The following is a 16240-nucleotide window of genomic DNA, read 5'->3' on the forward strand; positions in this document are numbered from 1 at the left end:
AATGGTTTAACTCCTTTCGACTATGTTGCTTATTGTCTTGAACAACTCAGTGATCAAAATGTTGATGTTGAAGCTCTGCTACCTTGGAATGTAAAGCTTAGCTAGGTGCTGATCACCGGACGCTTACTATATATGAGCTACTACAGCTAAATCTTATTCAATTTATCTGTGGTAATGTGGTGGTAAAATTAACTATCAATATCTACCAAAATTGCGCTTTAAAATTATCGAACTGATAACTATGATACCCATCAGAGCGACACCATCACTTGAAGTTAATCGAAGTTAATTTCGATATCTGAGATAGGGGTGGAACAACAGGTAAGAAACTCACCGTCTCTTATGTTGGCTAGAGGTTCGAGTTTGTATTTAATTTCACCTTTCTCTAGATTGGCTCTACAGGCACCGCAAAACCCATCCCTACAATGATATGGAGCTTGAATATTGTTAACTTCTAGAGTTTCTAGAATGGTTAAGCCTGGAAGGGACTCGATGGTAGAGTCCCTATCAGCTAATTTAATGTTCATCTCGTGCGTGATTTTTATAAATCAAATTCATCGAAGTCTTCAGCACTAACTTCTGAGTCAATCTGGCCTACAAGATAACTTGAGATTTCGGTTTCTTGTGGAGCGACCTGTACGTTATCGCTTGATAAGTATGAGTTGATCCAAGGAAGTGGGTTACTCTTAACCTCAAAAGGACTATCTAAGCCAATTGCGGACATGCGTTGGCTACTTATGTACTCAATGTACTGCTTGAGTATATCAGCGTTAAGACCAATCATAGAGCCGTCTTTGAACAGGTAATCAGCCCATTCTTTTTCCTGATCTACAACATCGATAAAGATATCTCTGCTTTTCTCTTTTAAATCCTCTGAAATCTGCTGCATTTCAGGATCATCTTTACCGTTAGCCCAAATATTCAATATATGCTGAGTAGCAGTTAAGTGAAGTGCTTCATCACGAGAAATTAGCTTGATGATTTTAGCATTACCCTCAAGTAATTCACGCTCTGAGAACGCAAACGAACAAGCGAAAGAGACATAGAAGCGGATTGCCTCTAGAGCGTTCAGGGCGCAGATAGAGAGAAAGAATTTTTCCTTCACTAATCTCAGACTCACAACCACTTCTTTTCCATCAACAGTATGCGTACCTTCTCCATGCAGGTTAAGCACCTGTTCATGGAAAATAAAATCATCAAAATAGTCAGCGATACTCGATGCTCGCTTTAAGATGGCAGGGTTGATAACGATATCGTTGAAAACTTCACTCGGCTCTGTGAATAGGTTACGAAGGATGTGTGTGTAGGAACGACTGTGAATTGTCTCGGAAAATGAATGCGTTTCTGACCACGTTTCGATCGAAGGTTGGCTGCACACAGGAAGCATTATCATGTTCACAGAACGAGCTGCAATCGAATCCAAAAGTGTTTGGTATTTCAGATTGGAGATAAAGATGTGTTTCTCCGATTCTGTAAGACTTTGCCAGTCGGCTCGATCTTTTGAAACATCTACTTCTTCTGGACGCCAGAAGAAAGATAGCTGCTTTTCGATCAGCCTTTCAAAGATTGGGTGTGTTTGTTCGTCGTAACGAGCGACGTTAACTGGGTTACCAAAGAACATAGGTTCTTTTAGATGGTCGAAACATTCTTGATTAAATGTTGTGTATTTCATGATTTTTATCCGCCAAATATTTTCGTAATCAGATCTAATCAAACTTAGTTGATCTTTTAGTTAGATTAGTTATTTTTCAACTTTAGATTAGATCTACTCTAACTGTTGTTTGCTGCTGCCTTCTCTACACGGTGTATCTTATCAAGCCTGAGAAGACTCACTCACTCACTCGTTAATGGGTTGGGTAGTTTTTTTGTCCATATCTTGTCTCAGCCCATGTTTCGATCGAGGCTTGGCTGCACACTGGAAGCATGATCATGTTCACAGAGCGAGCTGCAATCGAATCCAAAAGTGTTTGGTATTTCAGGTTCGAAATGAAAATGTGTTTTTCAGAACCCGTAAGACCTTGCCAATCGGCACGATCTTTTGACACGTCTACTTCTTCAGGTCGCCAGAAGAAAGATAATTGCTTTTCGATCAATTTCTCAAAGACTGGGTGTGTTTGCTCATCGTAACGAGCAACGTTAACTGCTTTACCGAAGAACATAGGTTCTTTTAGGTGGTCGAAGCTTTCTTGGTTAAATGTTGTATATATCATTATTTAATCTGCCAAATATCCTTTAATTAAATCTAATCAAACTAGTCTGTAATTTTTGTTAGAGTAGTTATTTTATAGCTTTAGGTTAGATCTAATCTTACTTTTAATTGCTTGGTTATTTTCTTTACGCTACGTTATTATTTGCTTGTGACAAATCACTCACTCACTCACTAGTGGATTGAGTAGGTTTTTTGTCCATATCTAGTCTCCACCCAAGTTTCCACCTCAGGTAGTGATACTAACGGCAGTAATACCGCATTAACCGAGCGCGCCGCCATAGAGTCAAGCAAGGTTTGGTACTTTAAGTTTGAGATAAAAATGTGCTTTTCAGAATCGGTTAAACTCTGCCAATCGGCGCGATCTTTAGACACGTCAATTTCTTCAGGTCGCCAAAAAAACGATAACTGTTTTTCAATTAATTTTTCAAAGGCAACAAAGCGCTGTTGATCGTATCGTGCAACATTAACACTGTTTCCCATAAACATTGGCTCTAATAAGGCATTGTTAGGTATTTGGTTAAACGTAGTGTACGACATGTATTTCTCCTTGAAACAGTGCCAATGTAGGGCAATATTTCTTAACTTATGGGTAATTAATCTATTTATTAGGGACTAAGATGAAACAATATCTTGACAAAAAAAGAGGAAAACTTGGTGTTTTCCTCTGCCTAGCGTTAAATCTTACACGCGCCACCGGCACAGTCATCATCGGCATCCGATTGGCTATCATCAGCGCCATCACGCGTATTGTGATAGTACATGGTTTTAACCCCCAATTTATAAGCGCTTAAAATATCTTTAAGTACTTGTTTGATCGGTACTTTACCCCCTTCAAAGCGCGAAGGGTCGTAATTGGTATTGGCGGATATTGTTTGGTCAATAAACTTCTGCATAATACCGACGAGTTGTAAATAACCTTCATTATTTGGAATATTCCAAAGTAATTCATAGTTATCTTTTAAACGTTGATACTCAGGTACTACCTGCTTTAATACGCCATCTTTACTGGCTTTTATACTGATCAAGCCGCGTGGTGGCTCAATGCCATTGGTGGCATTAGAAATTTGTGAAGAGGTCTCTGATGGCATTAAAGCAGAAACGGTTGAGTTTCTCACCCCGTGCTCTTTAATGCTAGCACGCAACGATTCCCAGTCTAAATGAAGAGGCTCGGCAGTAATGTTATCGATCTCTTTTTTATAAGTGTCGATAGGTAATATGCCTTGAGATAAACGGGTTTCATTAAACTTAGGGCACGCACCTTGCTCAATCGCTAGTTGATTTGAAGCTTTTAATAAATAATATTGAATGGCTTCAAAAGTACGATGGGTTAGGTTATTGGCACTACCGTTTGAGTAGAACACGCCGTTTTTCGCAAGATAGTAGGCAAAGTTAATAACACCTATGCCTAGCGTTCTACGTCCCATAGTTGCCGTATAGGCTGCAGGAACCGGGTAATCTTGGTAATCAAGTAAGTTGTCGAGTGCGCGCACTGCTAAGTCGGCTAAATGCTCTAATTCATCGAGGCTTTCAATTGCCCCTAAATTAAAGGCAGACAGGGTACAAAGTGCGATTTCACCGCTGGCATCGTTTACATCATCCATCGGCTTAGTTGGCAAGGCAATTTCTAAGCACAAATTACTTTGACGAATTGGTGCAACGGCAGGATCAAAGGGCGAATGGGTATTGCAATGATCGACGTTTTGCAGATAAATACGGCCAGTACTGGCACGTTCTTGGGCGAATAATGAAAATAGCTCTATTGCTTTAATACACTTTTTACGAATGCTGTCATCGGCTTCGTATTGTAAGTAAAGTGCTTCAAACTTCTCTTGATCCTCAAAGAAAGCATCATATAAACCTGGCACATCGCTTGGGCTAAATAGCGTAATCGACTGACCTTTAATTAAGCGTTGATACATAAGTTTATTAAACTGCACGCCGTAATCTAAATGGCGAACGCGGTTTTCTTCAACACCACGGTTATTTTTTAATACTAATAAACTTTCAACTTCTAGATGCCATAGCGGGTAAAATAGCGTAGCTGCACCACCACGAACGCCACCTTGTGAGCAACTTTTAACCGCAGTTTGAAAGAGCTTATAAAATGGAATACAACCGGTGTGAAATGCTTCACCATTGCGTATGGTGCTGCCTAAGGCGCGAATGCGTCCGGCATTGATCCCGATGCCAGCACGTTGAGAAACATACTTTACAATAGAGCTAGTAGTGGCATTAATTGAATCTAAACTGTCACCACACTCAATGAGTACACAAGAAGAGAACTGACGTGTTGGCGTACGCACCCCTGCCATAATGGGCGTAGGTAACGATAATTTAAAGGTAGATATCGCATCATAAAAATCTTTAACATAGTCTAAACGTTTTTCTGCTGGATACTTAGCGAACAAGCAGGCAGCAACTAGCATATAAAGAAACTGTGCACTTTCGTATATCTCACCGCTAACACGGTTTTGAACTAGGTATTTACCTTCTAATTGTTTTACCGCCGCATAGCTAAAGTTTAAGTCACGGCTGTGATCAATAAAGGTTTCTAATTGGGCAAATTCCTGCTCGCTGTAGTCGCTAAGTAGGTGCTGATCGTACTTGCCGGCGGCAACTAATTTTTGCACATGCGTGTATAGCTGCGGCGGCTCAAATTGGCCGTACGCTTTTTTCCGTAAATGAAAAATGGCCAGACGGGCAGATAAAAACTGATAGTCTGGCGCTTCTTCAGAGATCAAATCAGCGGCAGATTTAATGATGGTTTCATGAATGTCAGCGGTTTTTATGCCATCGTAGAATTGAATGTGTGACTTAAGCTCGACTTGAGACACAGAAACGTTTTCTAAGCCTTCAGCGGCCCAAGCAATTACTTTATGAATTTTTTCTAAGTCGATGGGCTCTTTTGAACCATTGCGTTTTGTAACAAAGAGTTTGTTATTCATGAAAGACCTGTCAATTTATTTATTGTTTTAATCACCCGAAAATAGGTGTACATGCTACTAATTGCCCGCCATTGGCATTTTACGATAAAACTCGTATATCACTTGAATGTTCAGTGAATGAAAAATGCACTATATATGGGGGTTTTTAAAAATCTGATCACAAGATAGTGAGGTTTGCATGACTTTGCAAGCGATATAAATTTTTGTTTTTGTCTTGCATTTTTTAGAGTAATTGATCTGTTAGTAACAACTAACTTAGTAAGGCTTTTCAATTTTGATTTTGCTAAAACGCAATGCTTATTAAAAAATATTTTTTTCGAAAAAATTATTTTTTCTTACTTGGTATTATTTTGTTTAAATAATTTTATAAAATATATAAATTCAATTAAAACAATGGTTTATTGGTTTTGAGCAAGTTTTATCCGTTTTAACTCAGGAGTGATTATTTTATCGACGCCGCTCGTTCAAATTATTATCAACCGACTAAGTGCTTAACAAAACGGCGCAGGCCAAGGGAGTAAACGAGGGCAGCTAGGTTATCGCTAAATTAATGCCGGTATTGGTTTTAGTTGGTATTGAGCCCGACCTTAACAGTGTGATACTTAATCAGGGGTTATGGTAACAAAATATGCGCCAATAAAAGCGCACATTTCATTATGACTAGTTAAAACGAACAACCAAGCTGATCATAGCCGAGTGATGCAATTATTTTATAAACGCAAGTAGGTCGGTGGGAGCGTTAATAATATGATCTGCTTGCCAACTTTGGCAGTTTTCATGCGCTAAAATATAGCCCCATTTAGCGACGAAAGTTTTCATTTTAGCGCCATTACCTGCCTCTATATCTCGCAGCGCATCGCCAATATAAAAGCATTGTTTAGGGTCAACATTAAGTTGCGAGCAGGCATAAAGTATAGGTTCAGGATCCGGCTTGCGGGTTGCTAAAGTGTCGCCCCCGACCATCACCGCACAATTGTTTAGCTCAGGATAATATGGCAATAACAATTGCGTGAGCTGTTCGGGCTTGTTGGTGATAATTCCCCAAGGAATATTGTCTGACTCTATGTGTTGTAATAGTTCTGTTACGCCTTTGTATAAGCGAGTATGCGTCGCAATATTATGCTGGTAATAATTGAGAAATTGCTGGCGTAGAGTTTGGTAATCGTATTGGTTAATGGCGTCACCAAAGCCAAGGTTGAGTAAGCCTAAAGCGCCATCTGAAGCAATCGGACGATAGTCTTTTGCCGCCACTAGCGGTCGTTGATATTGGGCAAGCACATGGTTTAATGCTGCGCCTAAGTCATCAGCGGTATCGAGTAGGGTGCCATCTAAGTCGAATAATACGCTGGCAACGTGTTGGTGAGCTTGTTTAACAGTAGGCATAAGAACTCTTTTATTTTAATGTTAAATATTGCGCCTTGTGGTGCTAGCCATTTAATGGCGCATTATGATTGCAATCGATTTTATATTCGTCGACAACACAAAATATAATTAACATCGAGTGATGAGGTTAATTTATGATTTTCGGTTAACGGATTATAATGAATACCGGCCGCGTCAATACATTTAAGCTCTGCCGCTTCAGCCCAAGATATCAAAGTCGACGGGCGTATAAAGCTATTATGATCATGGGTACCATCGGGTACTAATTTAAATATTTTTTCAGCAGCCAAGATTGCAAGTAAGTAAGCTTTTAAAGATTTATTGAGTGTCGAGAAAAAAACCATGCCGCCGGGTTTTACCAATTCAGCACAGGCTGTTACGACAGAGGCTGGATCGGGCACATGCTCTAACATTTCCATACAAGTTACAACATCATAATAGCCAGGCTGTTGCTGCGCTTTTTCTTCAGCGGTAATTTTTTCATAGTTGACTTTCACCGCCATTTCTAAAGCATGTAACTTGGCAATGTTCAATGGCTCTTGTCCCATATCTATGCCGGTGACGTTTGCCCCTAGTTGCGCCAGACTTTCAGCTAAGATACCGCCACCACAACCGACATCGATAACGTTTTTATCAAATAAATCTCCCACATGCTGGCAGATAAATTGTCGACGTAATGGGTTGATTTGATGCAATGGCTTAAAATCCCCATCAAGATCCCACCATTGGCTGGCAACTTGTTCAAATTTAGCGATTTCGTCTTGGTTTACATTGATTGGATTAGACATGTCGAGTGTAATGGTTGCTTAATGAATAGTGGCGATTCTAAACCAATAACTACAGCAAGCCCAGTACCAAGTCGCATCCATTGCTAGAATTTTGACATTGAAACCTTATCCTATCAGTGTAAATGGGCATTTTGTCGGCCTTATTGCTACAAGTAAGTTAGATAAAATAACCCACTTAAACCTACATTTGATTAAAATGCGAACAAGCGTAAACATAGGCCTGTTGAGCTATTTTTTTTACCCCAAGAAAATATATGAATATCATGCAGATATCTCAGCTCGCGTGAATATAATGCATTTACTTGAATCTTGTGCTTTTTAACGGCAGAATTAAGCAAAACAAAGCGGTAGGGCATAACAAATAATTATGCTAATATGCCGCGTTAATTAAAAAATAATAATTTCGAAGTTTTCTAAATTAGATTTACGTTAAGGGATACCATCAATTTATGACCGATTTGGCGAATAATATTGCTCCTGTCAATATTGAGGATGAGCTAAAAAGCTCCTATTTAGATTATGCGATGAGCGTAATCGTAGGTCGTGCATTACCAGATGTGCGTGATGGCTTAAAACCAGTACATCGTCGTGTACTATTTGCGATGAACGTACTAGGTAACGACTTTAACAAGCCGTATAAAAAATCAGCGCGTGTTGTTGGTGATGTGATCGGTAAATATCACCCTCATGGTGACACTGCGGTATACGACACGATTGTGCGCATGGCACAACCGTTTTCACTGCGTTACATGCTAGTCGATGGCCAAGGTAACTTTGGTTCGGTTGATGGTGATTCAGCGGCGGCAATGCGTTATACCGAAATTAGAATGGCGAAAATTGCCCATTCGATTTTGGCAGACCTAGATAAAGAAACCGTCGACTACGTTGCCAACTATGACGGCACAGAAATGATACCAGCGGTTATGCCAACGCGTATCCCTAACCTGTTAGTTAATGGTACCTCTGGTATTGCAGTTGGTATGGCGACCAATATTCCGCCGCATAACTTAACAGAAGTGATCAACGGCTGTTTAGCCGTTATTGACAACGAAGATATCAGTTTTGAAGAGCTACTAGAGCATATTCCTGGACCCGATTTTCCAACCGCTGGTATTATCAGTGGTCGCGCCGGCATTCAAGAAGCGTATCGCACTGGCCGTGGCAAAATTAAAATTCGTGCACGCGCGGAAATCGAAGTTGACGAAAAGTCGGGCAAAGAAACTATCGTTGTTCACGAGTTACCTTATCAAGTCAACAAAGCCCGTTTAATCGAGAAAATGGCCGACTTGGTGAAAGAAAAACGCCTTGAAGGTATTTCTGCCCTGCGTGATGAGTCTGATAAAGACGGCATGCGCATGGTGATTGAAGTTAAACGTGGTGAAGTGGGTGAAGTTATTTTAAATAACTTATATAAATTGACCCAAATGCAAGTGTCTTTTGGTTTGAATATGGTGGCATTGACTAATGGCCAGCCAAAATTATTCAACCTACGCGAAATGCTTGATGCCTTCATTTTACACCGCCGTGAAGTGGTCACCCGTAGAACGATTTTCGAATTACGAAAAGCGCGTGAACGAGCACATTTACTTGAAGGTTTGTCGATTGCTTTAGCCAATATTGATGAAATTATTGAGTTGATCAAAAACTCGCCAACGCCAAGTGAAGCAAAAGAGCAATTACTTGCACGCGGTTGGAACTTAGGCTTAGTAGCCGACATGCTAGCCGCTGCTGGCGATGATGCGGCGCGACCAGAGTGGGTTGAAGAAGCATTTGGTATTCGTGATGGTCAATATTTCTTAACACCTCCGCAAGCCCAAGCGATTCTAGATTTGCGTTTGCATAAGCTAACCGGTCTAGAGCACGAAAAAATACTTAACGAATATAAAGATTTGTTAGAGCTTATTGGTGAGCTACTGCATATTTTGGCAACGCCATCGCGGTTAATGGAAGTGATTCGTGAAGAGCTTGAAGTCATTCGCGATGATTTTGGTGATCAGCGTCGTACTGAAATCACCAATGCTTCACATGACTTATCGATGGAAGATTTGATCAGTGAAGAAGATGTGGTGGTAACCCTTTCTCATGAAGGGTATGTTAAATATCAAGTTTTAAGTGATTACCAAGCACAACGTCGTGGCGGTAAGGGTAAAGCAGCAACCAAAATGAAAGAAGAAGACTTCATTGAACGGTTATTAATTGCCAATACCCATGACACTATTTTGTGCTTCTCAGATCGCGGTAAACTCTATTGGCTGAAAGTATTCCAACTACCATTGGCAAGCAGAACTTCTCGCGGGCGTCCGATCGTAAATATTTTGCCGCTGGAAGCCGATGAGCGTATAACCGCTATTTTACCTGTGCGTGAATATGAAGAAGATAAATTTATCATCATGGCAACAGCATCGGGTACGGTGAAGAAAACTGCTTTAACCGCTTATAAAAACCAACGAGCGAACGGTATTATTGCCCTGAACTTGCGTGATGACGATACCTTGATCGGTGTTGATATTACCAACGGCGATAACGATATTATGTTGTTCTCTGATGCGGGTAAAGTGGTGCGCTTTAATGAGAAACGACGTGACAGTGAAACCGGCGAAATCAAGCTTGACCCAGAAACCGGTGAGCCACAATGGGCCTTGAAACCTATAGGTCGCACCGGTACTGGTGTTCGCGGTATAAAACTAGAGGGTGAGCAAAAAGTGGTGTCGTTAATCGTGCCTAAAAATGATGGTCCAATCCTGACCATTACTGAAAATGGCTATGGTAAACGCACAGCACTTGAAGAGTACCCAGCGAAGAGTCGTGCGACTAAAGGTGTTGTGTCGATTAAAGTTAGTGAGCGCAATGGTCCAGTTGTTGGCGCGGTGCAGGTAGAAGAGCAAGATGAAATTATGCTGATCACCGATAATGGTACATTGGTACGCACCCGTGTCAATGAAGTGAGTGTGATAGGGCGCAACACCCAAGGCGTTCGAATTATTCGCACCATTGAAGGTGAGCATGTGGTTGCGTTACAGCGCATTGATGAAATTGAAGCCTCAGACGCTGAAAACGACAACGATGAAGGCGAAGTACCGGCGAGCCAAACCTCAACTTTGGATGAACAAGCCAACGCTGAAGATACCAGTGGCGATAGTGCATCGCTCGATAACAAGGATACGCTAGAGTAACCGTTGTTAAAATATTAAAAAGGCGGTAATAACCGCCTTTTTTTATGAATAAAATCTACCGTAGTGAGTAAAATGTTCTAGTACAGAGCACGAATACATGGGTGCGATAACTCAGCATCTATGCTAGTTTAGCTGTCAGAAAAACAACTAAGGTTAATGATAAAAACTACCGGTGTTTGCTGTTTACGGTGTAAAAAAAATATCGTTAATGCTTGGCTAGCAGACAGTCATCAACAACAAAGCAAGTTAATTTAAAAAGGGTGTAATGTTAAATGTCCAATGTGTATAACTTTTGCGCAGGTCCGGCAATGTTGCCGGTTGCTGTTATGGAAAAAGCGCAAAGTGAATTTCTTAATTTTGCCGGCACTGGCAGCTCGGTGATGGAGCTTAGTCATCGCAGTTCAGAATTTATTCAGGTGGCGGAAAAAGCTGAAGCTGATTTACGCGAACTTATGGCGATCCCCGATAATTATAAAGTATTGTTTTGTCACGGTGGTGGCCGAGGTCAGTTTTCTGCCGTTGCCTTAAACCTGTTAGGTGCAAATAAAAAAGCCGATTATATTGTTTCGGGTACTTGGTCAAAGGCTGCGGCTGAAGAAGCAAGCCATTATGGTGACATCAATATCATTAATGTGTTGAATAATGAGCAAGGTATACAAAGTGTGCAAGCCAGTACAAGTTGGCCGCTAAGTGATGATGCCGCTTATGTTCACTATTGTCCCAATGAAACCGTTGATGGTATTGAAATATTCGATGTACCCGATACGGGTAATATCCCGCTTGTTGCCGATATGTCTTCAACCATCTTATCGCGTGAATTTGATGTCAGTAAGTTTGCGTTAATTTATGCTGGCGCACAAAAAAATATTGGCCCGTCAGGGTTAACCTTGGTGATCGTGCGTGATGACCTACTGGGCAAGGCACATATCGATACGCCGTCGATTATGAATTACCAAGTATTGGCAGAAAATGGTTCAATGTATAATACGCCGCCTACTTATGGTTGGTATTTAGCCGGTCTCGTTTTTGATTGGTTACTCGCTCAAGGTGGCATTAAAGCGATAGCAAAAATTAATGATAAAAAGGCCCGTTTACTTTATCAATATATTGACCAGAGTCATTTTTACAAAAACACCATTAGTCCTGAAAATAGAAGCTTAATGAATGTGCCTTTTTTATTAACTGATGACACATTAACAGCAAAATTTTTGCAGCAAGCAAAGCAACAAGGCCTAGTAGCATTAAAAGGACACCGTTCAGTTGGTGGTATGCGAGCAAGTATCTATAATGCCATGCCTATTGAAGGCGTCGAAAAATTAGTCGATTTTATGAAAACATTTGCAGAAGATAATCAATAATATGGAACAATTAACCCTAGAACCCATTGCACAAGTTAATGGCGACGTATTTTTACCAGGCTCAAAAAGTTTATCAAACCGTGCTTTGCTTATTGCCGCCCTTGCAAAAGGTACCACTAACATTACCAATTTATTGGTGAGTGATGACATTAGCCATATGCTAAATGCACTGCAAAGCTTAGGGGTTGAATACACGCTAAGTGATTGTGGTACCGAGTGTCGTGTCGTGGGTAATAATGGCTTATTTAAGACGACAGAGACTATAGAGTTATATTTGGGCAACGCTGGCACTGCAATGCGCCCCTTATGCGCGGCACTGGCGGCTAGCACTGGCGAGTTTATTCTTACTGGTGAGCCAAGAATGAAAGAACGACCTATTGGTCATTTGGTTGATGCATTAACACAGTTAAATGCCGATATTGAATACTTGGAAAACACTGACTACCCTCCTATTAAAATTACAGGTCAGGCGTTAAGTGGTGGTACGGTGAAAATAGACGGTTCAATCTCGAGTCAATTTTTAACCGCATTATTAATGGTAGCACCGCTATTGCAATCTGATAGCGAAATTGAAATTGAAGGAGAGTTAGTTTCTAAGCCTTATATAGATATCACCCTCGATATCATGGCGCGATTTGGTGTACAAGTGCAAAATAATAACTACCAGTCTTTTAGTGTTAAAGGCCAGCAAAGCTATCAAGCGCAGGAAAGGTATATGGTAGAAGGGGATGCATCTTCTGCTTCTTATTTTCTTGCGGCAGGCGCCATTAAAGGGGGCACTGTGACGGTACATGGTGTGGGTAAGTTAAGTGTACAAGGCGATAAACATTTTGCTGATGTGTTAGAAGAAATGGGCGCAGACATTACTTGGCATGACGAAGCAATCACGGTTAGAGGTAGTACTCTTAACGCCGTGGATATGGATATGAATCATATTCCTGATGCGGCCATGACCATAGCAACCACTGCATTATTTGCTACCGGCACAACGACAATTCGCAATATTTATAATTGGCGCGTCAAAGAAACCGATCGCTTAGCGGCCATGGCTACTGAGTTAAGAAAAGTAGGGGCAACTGTCGTTGAAGGAGAAGATTATATCTCCGTCACTCCTGCTCAGACATTACAACATGCGGCGATTGATACCTATAACGATCACCGTGTAGCCATGTGTTTTTCACTCGTAGCGTTAAGTCAGACGTCGGTAACCATTAACGATCCAAAGTGTACGGCAAAAACCTTTCCGGATTATTTTAAACAACTGGCTAAGATTTCTCGATAAGCGGTAACTCTTACGTACGCCTTTACTGTTATTAACATAACGGGCTATCGCGTAGTGCTGTATTTTAGCGACAATTTTAGAGCCTAAAGTAAGCCTTGTGAGTGACCGAAAATGCAAAGTTATTGATGTATGCATTAATATCAATAACTTTTAGGCGATTTTGGCTGTTAAATTTCGTATAATGCCGCCGATTTTTCGACTTTAGGAGGGAAGTGTATGCAGGAAAGTGTTCCAGTTATTACTATTGATGGGCCCAGTGGGGCAGGTAAAGGAACCGTAGCACGCATTGTTGCCGAGCAGTTAGGTTGGCATTTATTGGATAGTGGTGCGATTTATCGGGTATTAGCCGTGGCGGCACAACACCACAATATTGGCGTTGACGATGAAGACTCACTTTTACCCATAGCGGCGCACTTAGATGTGCAATTCCAAGTATGCGATGAAGGTGAAGGCAAAGTCATTCTCGAAGGTGAAGACGTTACCAATACCATTAGAACAGAGGATGTTGGTGCTTTAGCGTCAAAAGTTGCTGCATTTCCCCGTGTTAGAGAGGCTTTACTGCGTCGCCAGCGTGCCTTTCGAATAGCACCAGGTTTAGTGGCCGATGGCCGCGACATGGGTACAATCGTATTTACCCGTGCTCAAGTGAAAGTATTTTTAACCGCCAGTGCTGAAGAAAGAGCACGGCGAAGATTTAAACAGTTGAATGAAAAAGGCTTTGATGTTAAAATCGGGCGCCTTTTGGATGAGATACGTCTAAGAGATGAGCGCGATCAAAGCCGTAAGGTAGCACCGCTTGTTCCTGCAGAAGGGGCATTAATCATTGATTCTACTGAACTTTCGATAGACGAAGTGGTTAGTAAAATTTTGTCTTTTAGTAATGAAAGGCTAATGTAAACGAAGTAATGATGCTTCAAAATAACCTAATGTAAGGATGCATTAGGTCTTATTAACAACCCCATGAAACAAGTATGTTGATTGGATTAACTCTGAGTTCATAGACAAATTATGACTGAAAATTTTGCACAACTTTTTGAAGAAAGTTTAAAAACAATCGAAACACGTCCTGGTTCAATCGTTAAAGGGACTGTTGTTGCCATCACTAAAGACAACGTTTTAGTAGACGCTGGCCTTAAATCTGAATCTGTTATCTCTATCGACCAATTCAAGAGCCTTACTGGTGAAGTTGAAGTTGCTGTCGGTGATGAAGTAGATGTATCACTTAAAGCGACAGATGATGGTTTCGGTGAAACGATTCTTTCTCGTGATGACGCAAAACGTCACGAAGCATGGCAAGTGCTTGAAAAAGCATACGAAGAAAAAGAAACAATTATCGGTGTTATCAACGGTAAAGTTAAAGGTGGTTTCACAGTTGAAGTTAGCAACATCCGTGCTTTCTTACCTGGTTCACTAGTGGATGTTCGTCCTATTCGTGACACGACTCACCTTGAAGGTAAAGACCTAGAATTTAAAGTTATTAAGCTTGATCAAAAGCGTAATAACGTAGTGGTATCACGCCGTGCTGTTATCGAATCAGAAAGCAGTGTTGAACGTGATGAACTACTTGCTTCTCTTGCCGAAGGCATTGAAGTTAAAGGTATCGTTAAGAACCTTACTGACTACGGTGCATTCGTAGACTTAGGCGGTATTGACGGCCTACTTCACATCACAGATATGGCTTGGAAGCGTGTTAAGCACCCAAGTGAAATCGTAAATGTTGGTGATGAAATTCAAGTTAAAGTATTGAAATTTGACCGTGAGCGTACCCGTGTATCACTAGGTATGAAGCAGTTAGGCGAAGATCCATGGGTTGCTATCGCTAAGCGTTACCCTGAAGGCGCTAAGCTTACAGGCCGCGTAACTAACTTAACTGACTACGGTTGTTTCGTTGAGATCCAAGAAGGCGTTGAAGGTTTAGTACACGTTTCTGAAATGGATTGGACTAACAAAAACATCCACCCATCTAAAGTGGTTAACTTAGGTGACACAGTGGAAGTTATGGTGCTTGAAATTGACGAAGAACGTCGTCGTATTTCGCTTGGCCTTAAACAATGTATCCCGAACCCTTGGGAAGAGTTTGCGAAAAACTTCAACAAAGGTGACAAAGTATCAGGTAAGATCAAGTCAATCACTGACTTTGGTATCTTCATTGGTCTTGACGGCGGCATTGACGGTCTTGTTCACTTATCTGACATTTCATGGGCTGGTGGTGAAGAAGCGGTTCGTGAATACAAGAAAGGTGATGAAATCTCAGCTGTGGTACTTCAAGTTGACCCAGAGCGCGAGCGTATCTCTTTAGGTGTTAAACAAACTGAAGATGATCCGTTTAATCAATACCTTGCAGATAACAAAAAAGGTGCTATTGTTACAGGTAAGGTTATTGAAGTAGACGCTAAAGGCGCTAAAATTGAATTAGCTGAAGGCGTTGAAGGTTACCTTCGTGTTGCTGATATTTCACGTGAGCGTGTTGAAGATGCGACCACTGAATTGTCTGTAGGTGATAGCGTAGAGACTAAGTTTGTTGGTGTAGATCGTAAGAACCGCACTATCAGCTTATCAATTAAAGCGAAAGATCAAGCAGACGAGCGTGAAGCTATGGAATCATTGAACAAAGCCCCTGAAGATGCTTCTGGCTTAAGTGCAATGGCTGAAGCGTTTAAAAACGCTAAACTTTAATTTCTAGCAATACCAAGAGCAGAAGAACAGCTGATAAGCTGTTCTTCTGAAAGTTTAAATCCGATGGCGCGAAGCTATAGTGAACACTGGAGGTCAAATGACCAAATCAGAACTCATTGAAAGATTAGCAGATAAATTAAACCATTTAGCTGCGAAAGATGTAGAACTAGCTATAAAAGAAATTCTTGAAATGATGGCGCAAACTTTATCAAAAGGTGAGCGTATTGAAATTAGAGGTTTTGGCAGTTTTTCTTTGCATTATCGAGCTCCTCGTACTGGACGGAATCCAAAAACTGGCGAGTCAGTAGAACTTGACGGCAAATATGTTCCGCATTTTAAACCTGGTAAAGAGTTACGCGAAAGAGTAAATCTTTCAATCGCGTAATTGCAGAATTATTGAATAAACGGCATGCTATCAGCATGCCT

At 41.0% G+C, this 16240-nt stretch carries 11 protein-coding genes and 2 pseudogenes; 6 read left to right on the forward strand and 7 right to left on the reverse strand.

Annotation, left to right across the window (positions count from 1 at the left end):
- Positions 1 to 275: 275 nt before the first annotated feature.
- From yfaE to ubiG, 7 genes and pseudogenes are all read right to left on the reverse strand, one after another.
- The gene (gene yfaE, locus B6K83_RS09525; RefSeq protein ID WP_085284693.1) at positions 276 to 527 is read right to left on the reverse strand and encodes a class I ribonucleotide reductase maintenance protein YfaE; all 252 of its coding nucleotides are present in this window, start codon (positions 525 to 527) and stop codon (positions 276 to 278) included.
- Between the two features lie 14 nt (positions 528 to 541).
- Complete coding sequence (gene nrdB / locus B6K83_RS09530; RefSeq protein WP_085284694.1) at positions 542 to 1672, reverse strand: class Ia ribonucleoside-diphosphate reductase subunit beta; 1131 nt, start codon at positions 1670 to 1672, stop codon at positions 542 to 544.
- Between the two features lie 205 nt (positions 1673 to 1877).
- A pseudogene (locus B6K83_RS09535) lies at positions 1878 to 2210 on the reverse strand (ribonucleotide-diphosphate reductase subunit beta); the annotation flags it as partial.
- Between the two features lie 203 nt (positions 2211 to 2413).
- Positions 2414 to 2746, reverse strand: a pseudogene (locus tag B6K83_RS09540) (ribonucleotide-diphosphate reductase subunit beta); the annotation flags it as partial.
- Positions 2747 to 2883: 137 nt separating this feature from the next.
- The gene (gene nrdA, locus B6K83_RS09545) at positions 2884 to 5154 is read right to left on the reverse strand and encodes a class 1a ribonucleoside-diphosphate reductase subunit alpha (protein WP_085284697.1); all 2271 of its coding nucleotides are present in this window, start codon (positions 5152 to 5154) and stop codon (positions 2884 to 2886) included.
- A 705-nt stretch (positions 5155 to 5859) separates the two neighbouring features.
- Positions 5860 to 6537 (reverse strand): HAD family hydrolase, encoded by a 678-nt coding sequence (locus tag B6K83_RS09555; protein ID WP_085284699.1) that lies wholly within the window; start codon positions 6535 to 6537, stop codon positions 5860 to 5862.
- 80 nt (positions 6538 to 6617) lie between these two features.
- A complete protein-coding gene (gene ubiG / locus B6K83_RS09560; protein ID WP_085284700.1) occupies positions 6618 to 7325 on the reverse strand; it encodes a bifunctional 2-polyprenyl-6-hydroxyphenol methylase/3-demethylubiquinol 3-O-methyltransferase UbiG in 708 nt (235 codons plus the stop codon).
- 449 nt (positions 7326 to 7774) lie between these two features.
- Between ubiG and gyrA the strand changes: the two genes are divergently transcribed.
- The 6 genes from gyrA to ihfB all read left to right on the forward strand — a co-directional run bounded on the left by gyrA (position 7775) and on the right by ihfB (position 16199).
- Positions 7775 to 10498, forward strand: coding sequence for a DNA topoisomerase (ATP-hydrolyzing) subunit A (gene gyrA, locus B6K83_RS09565; RefSeq protein ID WP_085284701.1), 2724 nt, complete (start codon positions 7775 to 7777; stop codon positions 10496 to 10498).
- Between the two features lie 272 nt (positions 10499 to 10770).
- Positions 10771 to 11856: a 3-phosphoserine/phosphohydroxythreonine transaminase gene (gene serC / locus B6K83_RS09570; RefSeq protein WP_085284702.1), complete on the forward strand. Its 1086-nt coding sequence runs from the start codon at positions 10771 to 10773 to the stop codon at positions 11854 to 11856.
- 1 nt (position 11857) lies between these two features.
- Positions 11858 to 13138, forward strand: a complete 1281-nt coding sequence (aroA, locus tag B6K83_RS09575; RefSeq protein ID WP_085284703.1) for a 3-phosphoshikimate 1-carboxyvinyltransferase — start codon at positions 11858 to 11860, stop codon at positions 13136 to 13138.
- A gap of 216 nt (positions 13139 to 13354) precedes the next feature.
- Positions 13355 to 14035 (forward strand): (d)CMP kinase, encoded by a 681-nt coding sequence (gene cmk / locus B6K83_RS09580; protein WP_085284704.1) that lies wholly within the window; start codon positions 13355 to 13357, stop codon positions 14033 to 14035.
- Between the two features lie 111 nt (positions 14036 to 14146).
- Entirely contained in the window at positions 14147 to 15814 is a 1668-nt protein-coding gene (gene rpsA, locus B6K83_RS09585; RefSeq protein ID WP_085284705.1) for a 30S ribosomal protein S1, read from the forward strand.
- Positions 15815 to 15911: 97 nt separating this feature from the next.
- A complete protein-coding gene (gene ihfB, locus B6K83_RS09590) occupies positions 15912 to 16199 on the forward strand; it encodes an integration host factor subunit beta (protein ID WP_085284706.1) in 288 nt (95 codons plus the stop codon).
- Positions 16200 to 16240: the final 41 nt, after the last annotated feature.

The sequence above is a fragment of the Colwellia chukchiensis genome (genome assembly GCF_002104455.1).
Taxonomy (GTDB): Bacteria; Pseudomonadota; Gammaproteobacteria; order Enterobacterales; family Alteromonadaceae; genus Cognaticolwellia; species Cognaticolwellia chukchiensis.

Bases quoted from the DNA above. Each gene is read 5' to 3' on its own strand.
- yfaE (WP_085284693.1), bottom strand. From the start codon at position 527: ATGAACATTAAATTAGCTGATAGGGACTCTACCATCGAGTCCCTTCCA.
- ubiG (WP_085284700.1), bottom strand. From the start codon at position 7,325: ATGTCTAATCCAATCAATGTAAACCAAGACGAAATCGCTAAATTTGAA.
- rpsA (WP_085284705.1), top strand. From the start codon at position 14,147: ATGACTGAAAATTTTGCACAACTTTTTGAAGAAAGTTTAAAAACAATC.
- nrdB (WP_085284694.1), bottom strand. From the start codon at position 1,672: ATGAAATACACAACATTTAATCAAGAATGTTTCGACCATCTAAAAGAA.
- serC (WP_085284702.1), top strand. From the start codon at position 10,771: ATGTCCAATGTGTATAACTTTTGCGCAGGTCCGGCAATGTTGCCGGTT.
- gyrA (WP_085284701.1), top strand. From the start codon at position 7,775: ATGACCGATTTGGCGAATAATATTGCTCCTGTCAATATTGAGGATGAG.
- B6K83_RS09555 (WP_085284699.1), bottom strand. From the start codon at position 6,537: ATGCCTACTGTTAAACAAGCTCACCAACACGTTGCCAGCGTATTATTC.
- nrdA (WP_085284697.1), bottom strand. From the start codon at position 5,154: ATGAATAACAAACTCTTTGTTACAAAACGCAATGGTTCAAAAGAGCCC.
- ihfB (WP_085284706.1), top strand. From the start codon at position 15,912: ATGACCAAATCAGAACTCATTGAAAGATTAGCAGATAAATTAAACCAT.
- aroA (WP_085284703.1), top strand. From the start codon at position 11,858: ATGGAACAATTAACCCTAGAACCCATTGCACAAGTTAATGGCGACGTA.
- cmk (WP_085284704.1), top strand. From the start codon at position 13,355: ATGCAGGAAAGTGTTCCAGTTATTACTATTGATGGGCCCAGTGGGGCA.